Genomic DNA, 13,951 nt, shown 5'->3' with positions numbered 1-13,951 from the left:
CTCGGAGGTGGGGCGTCAGATACGCATGCGGCAACGCTATCCCGCAACCGGCACGCCCCGCACCCGAATTACGCGAGAACATCCCGTGGGACGTACGGCCACCCACCGGTCACACCCTGTGGACACGGTGGCCCACTTTCCCGACGACCGCGATACGGTCGCAGCACGGCAGTACGGACGAGAGGTGGCGGTACGCATGGCAGAGCAGGCGACGGCGCAGATCGGGGTCACCGGTCTGGCGGTGATGGGCCGCAACCTGGCCCGGAACCTGGCCCGCAACGGCTTCGCCGTGGCGGTGCACAACCGATCGCCGGAACGTACCCGCAGCCTGGTCGCCGAACACGGCGACGAGGGCACGTTCGTGCCGTCGGAGTCGCTCGCGGACTTCGTCGGCTCGCTGGAGCGGCCCCGCGCGGTGATCGTGATGGTGAAGGCCGGCGCGCCCACCGACGCGGTCATCGACGAGCTGGTCCCGCTGCTGGAGGAGGGCGACATCGTCGTCGACTGCGGCAACGCGCACTTCGCCGACACCCGCCGCCGCGAGGAGGCGCTGCGCGAGCACGGGCTGCACTTCGTCGGCACCGGCGTGTCCGGCGGCGAGGAGGGCGCGCTGCTCGGCCCGAGCATCATGCCGGGCGGCTCGGCCGAGTCGTACCGCAAGCTGGGGCCGATCTTCTCCAAGATCTCCGCGCACGTGGACGGCGAGCCCTGCTGCCGGCACGTCGGGCCGGACGGCGCGGGCCACTTCGTGAAGATGGTGCACAACGGCATCGAGTACGCCGACATGCAGCTCATCGCCGAGGCGTACGACCTGTTGCGGGCCGGGCTGTCGGCGAGCCCGGCGGAGATCGCGGAGATCTTCCGGGAGTGGAACGGCGGCGAGCTGGGGTCGTTCCTCATCGAGATCACCGCCGACGTGCTCGGCCACACCGACGCGGCCACCGGCCAGGCGTTCGTGGACGTGGTGCTCGACCAGGCCGAGCAGAAGGGCACCGGCCGCTGGACCGTGCAGAGCGCGCTCGACCTGGGCATCCCGATCACCGGCATCGCCGAGGCCACGTTCGCCCGGTCGCTGTCCGGCCACGCCGACCAGCGTGAGGCCGCCCGCCGGGTGTTCGCCGACGCGGGCGACAAGTGGCAGGTGGAGGACCGGGACGCGTTCGTCGAGGACGTGCGCCGCGCGCTGCTGGCCAGCAAGATCGTCGCGTACGCGCAGGGGTTCGACCACATCCGCGCCGGCAGCCGGGAGTACGACTGGAACATCGACCTGGGCGGCACGGCCACCATCTGGCGGGGCGGCTGCATCATCCGGGCCGGTTTCCTGGACCGGATCCGGGAGGCGTACGACGCCGAGCCGGACCTGGCGACGCTGCTCGTCGCGCCGTGGTTCGCCGAGCGGGTCAGCGCCGGCGTACCGGCCTGGCGACGGGTGGTGGCCGACGCGGCCCGGGCGGGCGTGCCGGCACCGGCCTTCGGGTCGTCGCTGGCCTACTTCGACGCGCTGCGGGCACAGCGGCTGCCGGCCGCGCTGATCCAGGGCCTGCGGGACAACTTCGGCGCGCACACCTATCACCGGGTGGACCGGGACGGCTCGTTCCACACGCTCTGGGCGGGCGACCGCTCCGAAGTGGAGGCATAAACGCCGCGCTCACCAGGCCCGCTGGGCGTGCGGGTCGGGGGCCCAGCCGGCCGCCGGCTCGCCCGCCGCCAGTTCGCCGATCTCGCCGGAACGGACCGCCGGGGTGTGCCCCAGCTCGGCGCACCACCGCTGCGCCACCTCGGCGCACAACCCGGCGACCGCGTCCCGGCGGTCCGGTTCCACCAGGTCGGCGGCGGCCAGGGCAGCAGTCATCTCGTACCGGAGCTCGCGCATCCTCCACCCCCGTGGCGGGCGCACACCCGGCGGCACGCCCTGCGCCGATCGTAGAGCGGAACGCCCCGCGCCCGGCCGGAAAGCCGGATGCGGGGCGTACCGATGGGGCCGGACGTCGCCGGTCAGAAGAACCGGCGGCGCTTGGCCTTCTGCGGCCGGACCAGGTCGGCGCCCTTGGTCAGCAGACGGCTCACCCCGGACGGGCCGCGACGGGCCTCCAGGGTGTGGCTGAGCCGGCGCGCGCCGGCCGCCGCCAGCGGCACGGCGACCGCCATGACCGCCCACTGCGCGATCCGCTTCTGAATCATGTGGTTCACCTCCGCGTTTGTCGTCTACCGGTATCCGTACCCAGCGCGGCGCGTCGGTAAGCCTGACCTCAGGCCCCCGGGGCCACCGGGTTGGGCAGGGCCCCGCCGAAGCGGCGGTCGCGCTGGGCGTACAGCTCGCAGGCGTACCAGAGGTGGCGGCGGTCGAAGTCGGGCCAGAGCGTGTCCAGGTAGACCAGCTCGGCGTACGCGGTCTGCCAGAGCAGGAAGTTGGAGATGCGCTGCTCGCCGGAGGGGCGCAGGAACATGTCGACCTCGGGCACCTCGGGGTGGTAGAGGTACCGCGCCACGGTCTTCTCGTTCACCTTGGCCGGGTCGAGCTTGCCGGCGGCGACGTCGCGGGCGATCCCGGCGGCGGCGTCGGCGATCTCCGCCTGGCCGCCGTAGTTGACGCAGAACTGCAGCGTCAGCGTCGAGTTGCCGCGCGACATCTCCTCGGCGGTCTGCAGCTCGGAGATGACGCTCTTCCACAGCCGGCCCGCGCGGCCCGACCAGACCACCCGGACGCCCAGGTCGACGAGCTGGTCGCGGCGGCGGCGGATGACGTCGCGGTTGAAGCCCATCAGAAAGCGGACCTCGTCCGGCGAACGCCGCCAGTTCTCGGTGGAGAACGCGTACGCCGACAGGTAGGGAATCCCCATCTCGATGGCGCCCTCGACGGTGTCGAAGAGGCTGTGCTCGCCCTGCTCGTGCCCCTTGGTGCGGGGCAGGCCGCGTTCCTTGGCCCAGCGGCCGTTGCCGTCCATCACGATGGCGACGTGCCGGGGCACCGCGGCGGGCGGCAGCGCCGGCGGACGGGCGCCGGAGGGGTGCGGGGTCGGCGGCACCGGCTCGCGGCGGGTCGCCCTCGTCGATCGGATCACTCGGTCATCTCCCTGTTCACACCGGCGACGGGCCCGGCGCCGGAGCGCGGCGGGACCACATCCGGCCCCGCGCCGCCGGGCGACGGGACCGCGCCGGACGCCGGGGCGCCCCGGTCGACCAGCGGCAGCGAGCGTAGCGCGCGTTCCAGATGCCACTGGAGGTGCGCCGCGACCAGCCCGCTGCACTCGCGGCGTACACCGGTCTCGGCGGCGTCGGCGTACCCCCAGTCGCCGGAGGTCAGCGCGGACATCAGCTCCAGCGTGGCGGGCGCGGGGTGGGCGGCGCCGGGGGGCCGGCAGTCCGGGCAGACCGCGCCGCCGGCCGGTACGGAGAACGCGCGGTGCCGGCCCGGCTCGCCGCAGACCGCGCAGGCGGCGAGCGCCGGCGCCCAGCCGGCGAACGCCATGCCCCGCAGCAGGTACGCGTCGAGCACCAGCGTGGTGGCGTGTTCGCCGCGGGCCAGCGACTTCATCGCGCCGAGGGTGAGCTGGAACAGCCGCAGCGACGGCTCGCGCTCGACCGGGGTGAGCCGCTCGGCGGTCTCGGCGATCGCGCTGGCCGCCGTGTAGCGCGGGTAGTCGCCGAGGAACCGTTTGCCGTACAGCTCGATCGCCTCGACCTGGCTGACGGTGTGCAGCGAGCTGCCCTGGTTGCCCTTGGGGTCACCGGCGAGCTGGAGGTCGACGTGCCCGAACGGCTCCAGCCGGGCGCCGAACCGGCTCATGGTGCGCCGCACGCCCCGGGCCACCGCGCGCAACCGGCCGTGCCGGCGGGTGAACAGCGTGATGATCCGGTCGGACTCGCCCAGCTTCTGCACACGCAGCACCACCGCGTCGTCGCGGTAGAGCTGTCGGCGGTACCCGGCCATCAGGCCATTCTCCCTCCGGGGGCGATCTCAGGGTCGGCTCGGGGTGGACCGTCGGGCGATCCCCGATGTGCCGGCGGCCCGGCCGGCCCTACTGTGCTGGCCATGGCTTCGCTCCGTACCGCGGTGGCCGCGACCGCTGCCGCCACGCTCATCGTTCTCTCCGGGTGTGACACCCTCTCGTTCCGCCGGCTCGACTACGACCACACCGAGCAGGCGAAGATCACCCGGATCAGCGTGACGGAAGACGGCGCCGGGGACGTCGTGGTCCGGGCCAACGGCCCGGCCGACCAGGTACGGATCAAGCGCGTCGTCCGCTACCAGGGCGACGAGCCGACCAGCCGGTACGAGATCAAGGGCGACGAACTCGTCCTGCCCACCGACTGCGGCCACCGGTGCAGCATCTCCTGGGAGGTGACCGCGCCGCCCGGCGTGGCGGTGAAGGGCGGGACCGCCTCGGGCAACGTCGACCTCACCGACGTCGGGGCGGTGGAGTTCACGCTCAGCTCCGGCGACCTGACCATCCGGGGCGTCACCGGCGAGGTCCGCGCGTCCACCACGTCGGGCAACATCCGGGTGGTCGAGGCGGCCGGCCCGGTGCGGCTGCGGGCCCGCTCGGGCGACATCGAGGCCCGCCGGCTCGCCTCCGCCGTCGACGCGGAGACCACCTCCGGCAGCATCGTCGTCGAGCTGGACCAGCCGGCTCCGGCCCGGGTGCACGCCACGAGCGGAGACGTCGACCTGGCCGTACCGGCCGGGCGTTACCGGGTGCGCGCCACCGCCACGTCCGGCGACAAGGACGTCCGCGTCACCGACGACCCGACCGCGTCGGTGCAGCTCGAAGCGTCCACCACGAGCGGCAACGTCACGGTCAGCACCCGCTGAGCGGGCCGCGCCCGGTGGTCGCTCAGCCGGCGCCGGGCGCGTCCCGCCGGTTCGCCGGTGCGCCGTCGTCCCCGCCGAGGTCCTCGGCCGCGCGGCGCGGTGCAGGCACCCGCGCTCCGATGCTCACCAGCGCATCCTCCGCCCCGGCGGGAGCCGGACTGGCCGGGGCGGCCGCCGCCCGCTCGGCCACGGTCCGCCGTGGCCTGCCGGGGAGCAGTTCCGGGGTACGCCGGGCGGCCACGTCCTCGACCCAGCCGACCATCAGCGTCACCACGCCGACCAGCGCGAAGACCAGCCCCACCCGCAGCCACAGGCCGACCGGGTCGCGCGGCGACCAGCCGACCAGGCCGACGAGCGGGGTGAGCGCCACCACGAACGGCATGTGCCAGAGGTAGATGGTCAGCGCGCGCCGGTTCACCACTGTCACCGCGCGGCCGAGCGCCGGCACGCGGTCGACCCAGGTCACCCCCACCGGGGCCCGGCCGATCGCCACCAGGATGAACGCGGCCGACCAGAGCGCGTTTCCCAGCGGGATGTCGTTGATGTCGTACCCCCGGGGGCCGGGATGCGTGACGATCCAGGCCAGGCCGGCGGCGCCGACGACGGCGGCCACCGGCAGCAGCACCCGGTTGCGCATCCGGCGCAGCAGCCCGTCGTGGTGGGCGAAGCCGAGCAGCCAGGCGCCGAAGTAGAGGCCGAACTCGCGCAGCACCGTCGGCGGGTTCGCCAGGATGCCGGCCTCGATGGCGACCAGGAGCACGTACGGGGCGGCGAGCGTGGGCAGCGGCGCCCGGCGGAACAGCCACAGCACGAACGGCGAGGCGAGCACGAACCACAGGTAGTCCCGCAGATACCAGATCGGGCTGAGCGCCAGGCCGCCCCAGTAGTTGGCCGGCGGGTCACTGATCGGGAAGAGCCAGAGCAGCACCTTCGGGCTGAACGGCAGCCCGGTGAGCAGCATGGCCGGCACGAAGACGGCGGCGACCACCCACAGCGACGGCAGCAGCCGGCGCAGCCGCCGCCCGACCGAGCGCACCCCGGTGCGGTCCAGCGACGCGGCCATCAACGACCCGGCCAGGGCGAACATCACCGACATCGCCGGGAACACCAGCGTGAGCGTGGCGTAACCGGTGACGTGGTACGTGACGACGCGGAGGATGGCCAGGAAGCGCAGCAGGTCGAGATAGCGGTTTCGCATCAGCTCGCGGCGGGGTCCGGGGGCAGAGACAATGGTCCCTACCCTGCTCCTGGACGACGCCAAACAACCACAGACGCCTATGGAAAGTGAGATGTCCCATAGGCCTGACTGATCCTGATCACCCGTCGCCGGAGGGCCCCGGCCGCGGCTCAGAAACCGAGCTTGCGCAGCTGCTTCGGGTCGCGCTGCCAGTCCTTCGCCACGCGCACGTGCAGGTCGAGATAGACCCGGGTGCCGAGCAGCTCCTCGATCTGCCGGCGGGCGGTCGTGCCGACGTGCTTGAGGCGGCTGCCCCGGTGGCCGATGACGATGGCCTTCTGGCTCGACCGCTCGACGTACACGTCGGCGTAGATCTTGGTGAGGTTGCCCTCCGGGATCATCTCCTCGACCACCACCGCGATGGAGTGCGGCAGCTCGTCGCGTACGCCCTCCAGCGCCGCCTCGCGGACCAGCTCCGCCACGAGCACCTGCTCCGGGTCGTCGGTGAGCATGTCGTCCGGGTAGAGCTGCGGCGATTCCGGCAGATAACCGGTCATCACGTCGACGAGCGTGTCGACCTGGTGCCCGGAGACGGCGCTGACCGGCACCACCGCGGCGAACTCGCCCAGCTCGCTCACCGCGAGCAACTGCTCGGCCAGCCGCTTCTTGTCGACCAGGTCGGTCTTGGTGACCACCGCCAGCACTGTGGCCTTCAGGCTGGCCAGCTCGCCGGTGATGAAACGGTCGCCCCGGCCGACCGGCTCGTTCGCCGGCACACACAGGCCGATCACGTCGACCTCGCTCCAGGTCTCCCGGACCAGGTCGTTGAGGCGTTCGCCGAGCAGCGTGCGGGGGCGGTGCAGGCCCGGGGTGTCCACGAGCACGAGCTGCGAGTCCGGCCGGTGCAGCACCGCCCGGATGATGTGCCGGGTGGTCTGCGGCTTGTTCGAGGTGATCGCGATCTTGGTGCCGACGATCGCGTTCGTCAGCGTCGACTTGCCGGCGTTCGGCCGCCCCACGAAACAGGCGAAGCCGGCCCGGTAGGGACGCGCCTCGGGCGTGGTCACTCGACCACCGTGCCGAGGACGGCGCCGTCCGGCGCGGCCACGTGGATCGGCGCGTCGGCGGACAGGTCGCGTACCGCCGCGTGCCCCGCCCCGTCCAGCGTCGACGCCTCGGTCACCACCACAGCGGCCTCCAGCCGGTTCGCGCCGGCCGCCACCGCGGAGGCGACCGCCAGCTGGAGCGCGGTGAGCGTCAACGACGGCAGCGCCACGCTCGCCGCCGCGTACGTCCGGCCGTCCTGGTCGCGAACCGCGGCGCCCTCCACTGCGGCCACCCGGCCCCGCGCGCCCCGGGCCAGCACGACGAGCTTGGCGTCCTCGGCGCTCAGCTCGGCCGGATCGGCGGGGGTGGGCAGGGCGGCGGGCACTGCGGGTGACTCAGGCATCGGCGGATTGCCTCTCCTCGGAACGGTTGTTGTCGCCACGGGAATCGGGCGGGTCGTGTCGGTTCGTGCCCTCCGGCGCGTCGCCCCGGTCGACCCGGCTCACCAGAACCGTGTCGATCCGGTTGCGCCGGCCGGTGGTGCCCTCGGCCATCAGCCGCAGGCCGGCCACCTCGGCCTCGGCGCCCGGGATGGGCACCCGGCCGAGCGCCTGGGCCAGCAGGCCACCGACCGTCTCCACCTCGTCGGTGGGCAGCTCGGTGTCGAACAGCTCGCCCAGATTCTCCACCGGCAGCCGCGCGGTCACCCGCACGGCCCCGTCCGCCAGGTGCTCGACCGGCGGGCGCTCGACATCGTACTCGTCGGTGATCTCCCCGACGATCTCCTCCAGGATGTCCTCGATGGTGACCAGCCCGCCGGTGCCGCCGTACTCGTCGACGACGATGACCAGGTGGTTGCGGGCCGCCTGCATCTCCGAGAGCAGATCGTCCACCGGCTTGGACTCCGGCACGAACGTGGCCGGGCGCATCAGCTCGGCCACCGGCATCTGCCGGGCCGCCTGGTCGCCCTGGACCCGCCGGATCAGATCCTTGAGATAGAGCACACCGAGCACGTCGTCGACGTTCTCGCCGATCACCGGGATGCGGCTGAACCCGGAGCGCAGGAACAGCGCCAGCGCCTGCGCGAGCGTCTTGCGCTCCTCGATCCACACCATCTCGGTACGCGGCACCATCACCTCCCGGGCGATGGTGTCGCCGAGCGCGAAGACCGAGTGGATCATCTGGCGTTCGCCGTGCTCCACGACACCGCGCTGCTCGGCCAGGTCGACCAGTTCACGCAGCTCCACCTGGGTCGCGAACGGGCCCTCCCGGAAGCCCTTGCCCGGAGTGACCGCGTTGCCGATCAGGATCAGCAGCGACGCCAGCGGGTTGAGCGCGCGGCCCAGCCAGCGCACCAGCGGCGCGACCGCACGGCCGACCGCGTACGCGTGCTGGCGGCCGATCGTGCGCGGCCCGACCCCGACCACCACGAAGCTCACCACTGTCATCGCGCCGGCGGTCACCAGCGCCGCCCGCCAGCCCGCGCCGAACGTGTCAACAGCCACCAGCGCGACGAGCGTGGTGGCGGTCAGCTCGGCCAGCAGGCGCAGCAGGAGCAGCAGGTTCAGGTGGCGAACCACGTCACCGGCGACCACCTGCAGGGCCCGCCCGCCGCGCGCCCCGTCCCGGGTCAGCTCCGCGGCGCGGGCCGGGGAGACAGCCGCGAGCGCCGCCTCGGTCATCGCGATCAGGCCGGCGAGCACCACCAGCCCGGCGGCGAAGACCAGGAGTTGAAGATCGGGCAGGCCGGCGGGCGCGCGGACCACCGCCAAGGCGTCCATCACCGCGACCGGGTCGACCGCCAGCTGGCCAGCAGCCGGGCCTGGAGACCGAACATCTCCCGCTCCTCCTCGGGCTCGGCGTGGTCGTAGCCGAGCAGGTGCAGCACGCCGTGCACGGTGAGCAGGTGCAGCTCGTCGGCCGCCGAGTGGCCGGCCACGGCGGCCTGCTTGGCCGCCACCTCCGGGCAGAGCACGATGTCGCCGAGCAGGGCCGGCTCACCACCGGCCGGGGCGCTCTCGCCCGGCCCGTGGTCGACGCTGCCCTCGTCCATGGGGAAGGCGAGCACGTCGGTCGGGCCGTCGCCGCCCATCCAGCGGTGGTTCAGCTCCGACATGTACTCGATGTCGACGAGCAGCACGGACAGCTCGGCGAGGGGGTTGACCCCCATCTCGTCGAGGGCGTGCCGCGCGACGGCGAGCACGGCGTCGGTGTCGACCTCGACACCCGACTCGTTGGCGATCTCGATGGACAACTGTCTTCCTCTGGTGGTGTGACGGCTTGCGCCGGTGGTCAGCGGCGCCGGCCGGCCCGGCCGCCCTGGGCGGTCCGCCCGGGTACGGCATGCACGCTCTGGGCCTGCTGGGTCTCCCGCTCGGCGTCCCAGCGGGCGTACGCGTCGACGATCTCACCCACCAGCGTGTGGCGGACCACGTCGGAGCTGGAGAGCTGGGCGAAGTGCACGTCCTCGACGTTGTTCAGGATCTCCCGGACCACCCGCAGGCCGCTCGTCGTCCCGCCGGGAAGGTCCACCTGGGTGACGTCACCGGTGACGACGATCTTGGAGCCGAAGCCGAGCCGGGTGAGGAACATCTTCATCTGCTCGGGCGTGGTGTTCTGCGCCTCGTCCAGGATGATGAACGCGTCGTTGAGCGTGCGCCCCCTCATGTATGCCAGCGGCGCCACCTCGATCGTGCCGGCGGCCATCAGTTTCGGGATGGTCTCCGGGTCGAGCATGTCGTGCAGCGCGTCGTACAGCGGGCGCAGGTACGGGTCGATCTTCTCGTTGAGGGTGCCGGGCAGGAAGCCCAGCCGCTCCCCCGCCTCGACCGCCGGACGGGTCAGGATGATCCGGTTGACCTGCTTGGCCTGGAGCGCCTGGACGGCCTTCGCCATGGCCAGGTAGGTCTTACCGGTACCGGCCGGGCCGATGCCGAAGACGATGGTGTGCGCGTCGATCGCGTCGACGTACTTCTTCTGCCCGAGCGTCTTGGGACGGATGGTGCGGCCGCGCCGGGAGAGGATGTTGAGCGTCAGGACCTCGGCGGGCCGCTCGGCGCCGCCCTGCTCGAGCATGCCGACGGTACGCCGTACGGCGTCTGTGGTCAGGGTCTCGCCTTTCTCGATCAGTTCGAGCAGCTCACTGAAGAGACGCTCGGCGAGGGCGTTGTCGGCGGGCGCGCCGGTGATGGTGATCTCGTTGCCGCGCACGTGGACGTCGCTGTTGACCGAGCGCTCGACGAGTCGCAGGATCTCGTCGCCCGCGCCGAGCAGGTTCACCATGATCTTCGGGTCTCCGACCGTGATCCTGGTCTGCACGCGCGGCGTGCCGGGAGGTGGGGTGCCGGTCATAGGTCGGGCCGTCAGGCCCTGCGCCACCTGCTCTCCGCTTCTCGGGCGCCGGGCCCTGCTGGCGCGGCGTGCGTCTGCCTCCCATCGTATCGGGTCGGCCCCGCGCACACCGCGCCCATTTCCGGCGCTCGGCGATCAGTCACCGGCGCGGAAGTCGTACCCGTCGAAGGTCTCCTGGCGGCGGGTGAAGCGGTAGGTCGCCCAGTGCATCCGGACCACCACGCCGTGCTCGTCGCGCGTCAGCCGCAGCAGCTCCCCCACCTCGCGGCCGGAGACCGTACGGAACACGTCCGGCCGGTCCGGCAGCGGCGCGAACACCGCGGGCGGCTTCCCGGCCGGGTCGTCCGCGCCACGGGCCCGCAGGGTCCCGTCGTGCCAGGAGAAGACGTACTCGAAACCCTCGCCCCACCAGCGGCCCAGCATGCCGCGCAGGTGCGCCGGCGCGGGCGGGCCGGGACGCCACGGCTCGATCTCCGCCGGGTCGTGCTCGGCGGAAGCGGCGAGCAGCCGGTGCGCCAGGTCGAACACGTCCACGCCGGTGCCGGACGAGCCGAGCACCGCGGCGCCCATCGCCCCGGCGGTGCCCTGCCCGCCGCGCCGCCCGTAGACGGCGGCCAGGAATCCGGGCATCGCGCCGTCGTGCCCGACGTGGGTCACCCGCTCCGGCTGCGGCACCAGGATCAGCCCGAGGCCGAAACCGGCGGCCCAGAGCGACTCGTCGGTGGTGGTCAGCGGCCAGCGCATCTCCTCGACGGTGGCCGCGGCGAGCACCGCGCCGTCCGGGTCGAGCGCCGCCGGGTCGGCCAGGAACGCGGCCCAGCGGGCCATGTCCGGCGCCGTGCTCCACAGCTGCGCCGCCGGCGCCACCGCGCCGAAGTCGGCGGGTGGCTCCGGGCGGGCCTCGTCGGAGTACGCGTCGACCAGGAACCCGGTCGCGGCACGCTCGGTCGGGGCCGGGCCGGTGGCGGTCAGCCCGAGCGGGGCGAGCACCCGGTCGGCCAGCACCTCGGCCCAGGTGCCGCCCCGGAGCCGGGCGACCGTCTCGCCCAGGAGCGCCATGCCGAGGTTGGAGTAGTGGAAGCGCCGCCCGGTGGGCAGCACCCGCTCGACCCGGGCCAGGTCGGCCAGCAGCTCCTCGACGGCCGGGGCGCGCAGGCTGTCCCACACGTCGCCGTGGGGCTCGCGTTGCAGACCGGCGGTGTGCGACAGCAGCCGGCGTACGGTCAGCTCGCCGTGCGCCGGCAGGTCGAGGTGCCGCCCGACCGGGTCGTCCAGGTCGAGCAGGCCGTCGTCGCGGCACTGCATGACCAGCGCCGCCGTGAACGTCTTGGTGACCGAGCCGATCCGGAACACCGTGTCCGGCCCGAGCGCGGTGTCGTTGCCGGTGTCGCCCACGGCGCAGGTCCAGAGCGGCCGGTCGGCGCGGTGCAGGGCGGCCGACACCGCCGGGATGCGCCCGGTGGCCTGCGCCTGGCGCACCATCCGGCCGAGCCGGTCCGGGACGTCGGTCATCGGCAGAGCATCGGGCCGAGCGGCGCGCCGCCGAGCAGGTGGGCGTGCACGTGGAAGACCTCCTGCCCGCCGTACGGGCCGGTGTTGAACATCAGCCGGAACCCGTCGACGGTCAGGCCCTCCTCCTCGGCCACCACGGCGGCGGTCTGGAGCACCTCACCGGCCAGTTCGGGCGCGCCCTGGGCCAGCGTGGCCACGTCCACGTAGTGCTCCTTCGGGATCACCAGCACGTGGGTGGGCGCCTTCGGGTCGATGTCCCGGAAGGCGAGGGTGGTGGCGGTCTCGCGGACGATGGTGGCCGGGATCTCCCCGGCGACGATCCGGCAGAACAGGCAGTCCATCGCAGCAGTGTAAGGAGGGGCCCCCGCTTAACGCCTCCGGTAGGGGAAGGGGCCCTTCTTAACACCCCGGGCCGGTGCGGCAGAATGGCCGCCATGTCGGGACGGGCAGTGCTGGTGACGGGGGCCTCGCGGGGCATCGGGCGGGCGGTGGCGCGGGCGTTCGCCGCAGGTGGAGACCGGGTGGCGATCCACCACCGGGACTCGGCCGGGCTGGCCGAACAGCTCCGCGCCGAGCTGCCCGGCGACGGGCACGTCGTGGTCCGCGCCGACCTGGCCGACCCCGACGCGGTACGCGCCATGGTGGACGAGGCGGCCCAGCGGCTCGGCGGTCTCGACGTGCTGGTCAACAACGCCGGCGTGTTCGGGCCGGCCGATCCCCCGCACCCGGTCTTCGAGAGCAGCTACGAGCAGTGGCGGGCGCAGTGGCGGGAGGTGCTCGACACCAACCTGGTCGGCGCGGCGAACGCCGCCTGGTGCGCCGCGCAGCACATGCGGGAACGCGGGGGCCGGATCGTCAACGTCTCGTCCCGGGGCGCATTCCGGGGCGAGCCGGGAAACCCGGCGTACGGGGCCAGCAAGGCCGGGATGAACGCGATGGCGCAGTCGCTCGCGGTGGCCCTGGCCCCGTACGGCATCGCCGTGGCGTGCGTGGCGCCCGGGTTCGTCGAGACCGACATGACAAACGAGCACCTGAAGAGCGAGCGGGGCGAGGCGGTACGCGCACAGTCCCCGTTCCACCGGGTGGCGCGGCCGGAGGAGATCGCGGCGGCGGTGCACTGGCTGGCCAGTCCCGAGGCCGAGTGGGCGTCAGGCACCATCATCGACCTGAACGGCGCCTCCTACCTCCGCTCCTGACCCCCCTCCCTCCCGTCCCCCGCGATCTTGCACTTTCGGCCCCGGCAGAGCACCGCAAAAGGGGCGCGATACGGGCCGAAACTGCAAGATCGACGCGCCGGGAAAAAGGAGGAGCGCGGGTTACCAGTGGGTCAGGCGGGTTGCCAGGACTGTCAGGGCTGCCACGCCTGCTGTGGACGTGCGCAGCACCGACGGGCCCAGGCGGACCGTGCGCGCTCCCGCCTCGGCGAACGTGGCCAGCTCGTGGTCGGCGATGCCGCCCTCCGGGCCCACCACCAGGACGATCTCCCCGGCCGTCGGCAGGTCGACTGCGGTCAGGCGGTCCTGCGCGCCCTCGTGCAGCACGAACGCGGCTGCCGCGCCCGCGATCCGGCGGGCCACCGTCGCGGTGGACTCGTCGGGGGCGCCGGCCACCACCGGCAGCCACGGGCGGCGGGCCTGCTTGGCGGCCTCCCGGGCGGTGGCCACCCACTTCTGCCGGGCCCGTACGCCCCGGTCGCCGCGCCACTGCGCCACCGAGCGGGACGCCGCCCAGGGCACGATCTCGTCCACCCCGACCTCGGTCATCGCCTGCACGGCCAGTTCACCCCGGTCGCCCTTGGCGATGCCCTGCACCACGACGAGCCGGGGCACGGGCGCGTCCGCGTACCCCCGGCTGGTGACGCGCAGGTCGAGCGTGCCCCGGCCGACGGCGGTGACCACCGCGGCGGCGGTGCCGCCCCGGCCGTCGGCGAGCAGCAGTTCCTCGCCGGCGCGCAGCCGCTGCACGGTCGCCGCGTGATGGCCCTCCGGGCCGTCCAGCGTCAGCGTGTCACCGGTGGGCAGCGCCTCGACCAGGAACAGCGGGGCGGACAC

Annotated in this window: 15 protein-coding genes and 1 pseudogene; 3 read left to right on the top strand and 13 right to left on the bottom strand. The window is 73.4% G+C overall.

Annotated elements, in window-relative coordinates; translation table 11 throughout:
• Positions 1 to 196: 196 nt before the first annotated feature.
• Positions 197 to 1,639 carry an NADP-dependent phosphogluconate dehydrogenase gene (gene gndA / locus ACSDG8_RS24320; protein ID WP_210898107.1) on the top strand — a complete coding sequence of 481 codons (1,443 nt, stop codon included), beginning with the start codon at positions 197 to 199 and terminating at the stop codon, positions 1,637 to 1,639.
• Between the two features lie 9 nt (positions 1,640 to 1,648).
• Here gndA and ACSDG8_RS24315 read toward each other — a convergent pair whose 3' ends face one another.
• The 4 genes from ACSDG8_RS24315 to recO form a co-directional block, all read right to left on the bottom strand.
• Complete coding sequence (locus tag ACSDG8_RS24315) at positions 1,649 to 1,873, bottom strand: thioredoxin reductase (protein WP_210898105.1); 225 nt, start codon at positions 1,871 to 1,873, stop codon at positions 1,649 to 1,651.
• 122 nt (positions 1,874 to 1,995) lie between these two features.
• Positions 1,996 to 2,181: a hypothetical protein gene (locus ACSDG8_RS24310; protein ID WP_073831832.1), complete on the bottom strand. Its 186-nt coding sequence runs from the start codon at positions 2,179 to 2,181 to the stop codon at positions 1,996 to 1,998.
• Positions 2,182 to 2,249: 68 nt separating this feature from the next.
• Positions 2,250 to 3,026 carry an isoprenyl transferase gene (locus tag ACSDG8_RS24305; protein ID WP_210898212.1) on the bottom strand — a complete coding sequence of 259 codons (777 nt, stop codon included), beginning with the start codon at positions 3,024 to 3,026 and terminating at the stop codon, positions 2,250 to 2,252.
• Between the two features lie 32 nt (positions 3,027 to 3,058).
• A complete protein-coding gene (gene recO, locus ACSDG8_RS24300; protein WP_210898103.1) occupies positions 3,059 to 3,931 on the bottom strand; it encodes a DNA repair protein RecO in 873 nt (290 codons plus the stop codon).
• 102 nt (positions 3,932 to 4,033) lie between these two features.
• Between recO and ACSDG8_RS24295 the strand changes: the two genes are divergently transcribed.
• Positions 4,034 to 4,813 carry a DUF4097 family beta strand repeat-containing protein gene (locus ACSDG8_RS24295; RefSeq protein WP_210898101.1) on the top strand — a complete coding sequence of 260 codons (780 nt, stop codon included), beginning with the start codon at positions 4,034 to 4,036 and terminating at the stop codon, positions 4,811 to 4,813.
• Here ACSDG8_RS24295 and ACSDG8_RS24290 read toward each other — a convergent pair.
• From ACSDG8_RS24290 to ACSDG8_RS24255, 8 genes and pseudogenes are all read right to left on the bottom strand, one after another.
• Positions 4,781 to 6,011: pseudogene (locus tag ACSDG8_RS24290) on the bottom strand (acyltransferase family protein); the annotation flags it as partial. The gene ACSDG8_RS24295 and the pseudogene ACSDG8_RS24290 overlap by 33 nt on opposite strands.
• A 149-nt stretch (positions 6,012 to 6,160) precedes the next feature.
• A complete protein-coding gene (era, locus tag ACSDG8_RS24285; RefSeq protein WP_043329016.1) occupies positions 6,161 to 7,057 on the bottom strand; it encodes a GTPase Era in 897 nt (298 codons plus the stop codon).
• Entirely contained in the window at positions 7,054 to 7,440 is a 387-nt protein-coding gene (locus ACSDG8_RS24280) for a cytidine deaminase (protein ID WP_210898097.1), read from the bottom strand. Before ACSDG8_RS24280 ends, era begins: the two co-directional genes overlap by 4 nt.
• A complete protein-coding gene (locus ACSDG8_RS24275; RefSeq protein ID WP_210898210.1) occupies positions 7,433 to 8,842 on the bottom strand; it encodes a hemolysin family protein in 1,410 nt (469 codons plus the stop codon). Before ACSDG8_RS24275 ends, ACSDG8_RS24280 begins: the two co-directional genes overlap by 8 nt.
• Positions 8,818 to 9,291, bottom strand: a complete 474-nt coding sequence (gene ybeY / locus ACSDG8_RS24270) for an rRNA maturation RNase YbeY (RefSeq protein WP_030503126.1) — start codon at positions 9,289 to 9,291, stop codon at positions 8,818 to 8,820. Before ybeY ends, ACSDG8_RS24275 begins: the two co-directional genes overlap by 25 nt.
• A gap of 38 nt (positions 9,292 to 9,329) precedes the next feature.
• A complete protein-coding gene (locus tag ACSDG8_RS24265) occupies positions 9,330 to 10,388 on the bottom strand; it encodes a PhoH family protein (protein ID WP_210898095.1) in 1,059 nt (352 codons plus the stop codon).
• Positions 10,389 to 10,523: 135 nt separating this feature from the next.
• Positions 10,524 to 11,900 (bottom strand): serine hydrolase domain-containing protein, encoded by a 1,377-nt coding sequence (locus ACSDG8_RS24260; protein WP_210898093.1) that lies wholly within the window; start codon positions 11,898 to 11,900, stop codon positions 10,524 to 10,526.
• The gene (locus tag ACSDG8_RS24255; RefSeq protein ID WP_073831842.1) at positions 11,897 to 12,241 is read right to left on the bottom strand and encodes a histidine triad nucleotide-binding protein; all 345 of its coding nucleotides are present in this window, start codon (positions 12,239 to 12,241) and stop codon (positions 11,897 to 11,899) included. The genes ACSDG8_RS24260 and ACSDG8_RS24255 overlap by 4 nt, the downstream gene beginning before the upstream one ends.
• A 93-nt stretch (positions 12,242 to 12,334) precedes the next feature.
• Here ACSDG8_RS24255 and ACSDG8_RS24250 point away from each other — a divergent pair, with 93 nt between their 5' ends.
• Positions 12,335 to 13,096 (top strand): SDR family NAD(P)-dependent oxidoreductase, encoded by a 762-nt coding sequence (locus tag ACSDG8_RS24250; RefSeq protein ID WP_210898091.1) that lies wholly within the window; start codon positions 12,335 to 12,337, stop codon positions 13,094 to 13,096.
• Between the two features lie 120 nt (positions 13,097 to 13,216).
• Here ACSDG8_RS24250 and ACSDG8_RS24245 read toward each other — a convergent pair whose 3' ends face one another.
• On the bottom strand, positions 13,217 to 13,951 hold the full coding sequence (locus ACSDG8_RS24245; RefSeq protein ID WP_210898089.1) for a 16S rRNA (uracil(1498)-N(3))-methyltransferase: 735 nt from the start codon (positions 13,949 to 13,951) through the stop codon (positions 13,217 to 13,219).

This window comes from Micromonospora sp. LA-10 (genome assembly GCF_051853095.1).
Lineage (GTDB): Bacteria > Actinomycetota > Actinomycetes > Mycobacteriales > Micromonosporaceae > Micromonospora > Micromonospora echinospora_A.
Note: the sequence above shows the minus strand (reverse complement) of the source record. Positions and strands in the feature narration are given on the sequence as shown.

Coding starts and splice junctions, on each gene's coding strand:
- ACSDG8_RS24295 (WP_210898101.1), top strand. CDS start 4,034: ATGGCTTCGCTCCGTACCGCGGTGGCCGCGACCGCTGCCGCCACGCTC.
- gndA (WP_210898107.1), top strand. CDS start 197: ATGGCAGAGCAGGCGACGGCGCAGATCGGGGTCACCGGTCTGGCGGTG.
- ACSDG8_RS24250 (WP_210898091.1), top strand. CDS start 12,335: ATGTCGGGACGGGCAGTGCTGGTGACGGGGGCCTCGCGGGGCATCGGG.
- ACSDG8_RS24280 (WP_210898097.1), bottom strand. CDS start 7,440: ATGCCTGAGTCACCCGCAGTGCCCGCCGCCCTGCCCACCCCCGCCGAT.
- ACSDG8_RS24265 (WP_210898095.1), bottom strand. CDS start 10,388: ATGACCGGCACCCCACCTCCCGGCACGCCGCGCGTGCAGACCAGGATC.
- ACSDG8_RS24315 (WP_210898105.1), bottom strand. CDS start 1,873: ATGCGCGAGCTCCGGTACGAGATGACTGCTGCCCTGGCCGCCGCCGAC.
- ACSDG8_RS24310 (WP_073831832.1), bottom strand. CDS start 2,181: ATGATTCAGAAGCGGATCGCGCAGTGGGCGGTCATGGCGGTCGCCGTG.
- recO (WP_210898103.1), bottom strand. CDS start 3,931: ATGGCCGGGTACCGCCGACAGCTCTACCGCGACGACGCGGTGGTGCTG.
- ACSDG8_RS24255 (WP_073831842.1), bottom strand. CDS start 12,241: ATGGACTGCCTGTTCTGCCGGATCGTCGCCGGGGAGATCCCGGCCACC.
- ACSDG8_RS24260 (WP_210898093.1), bottom strand. CDS start 11,900: ATGACCGACGTCCCGGACCGGCTCGGCCGGATGGTGCGCCAGGCGCAG.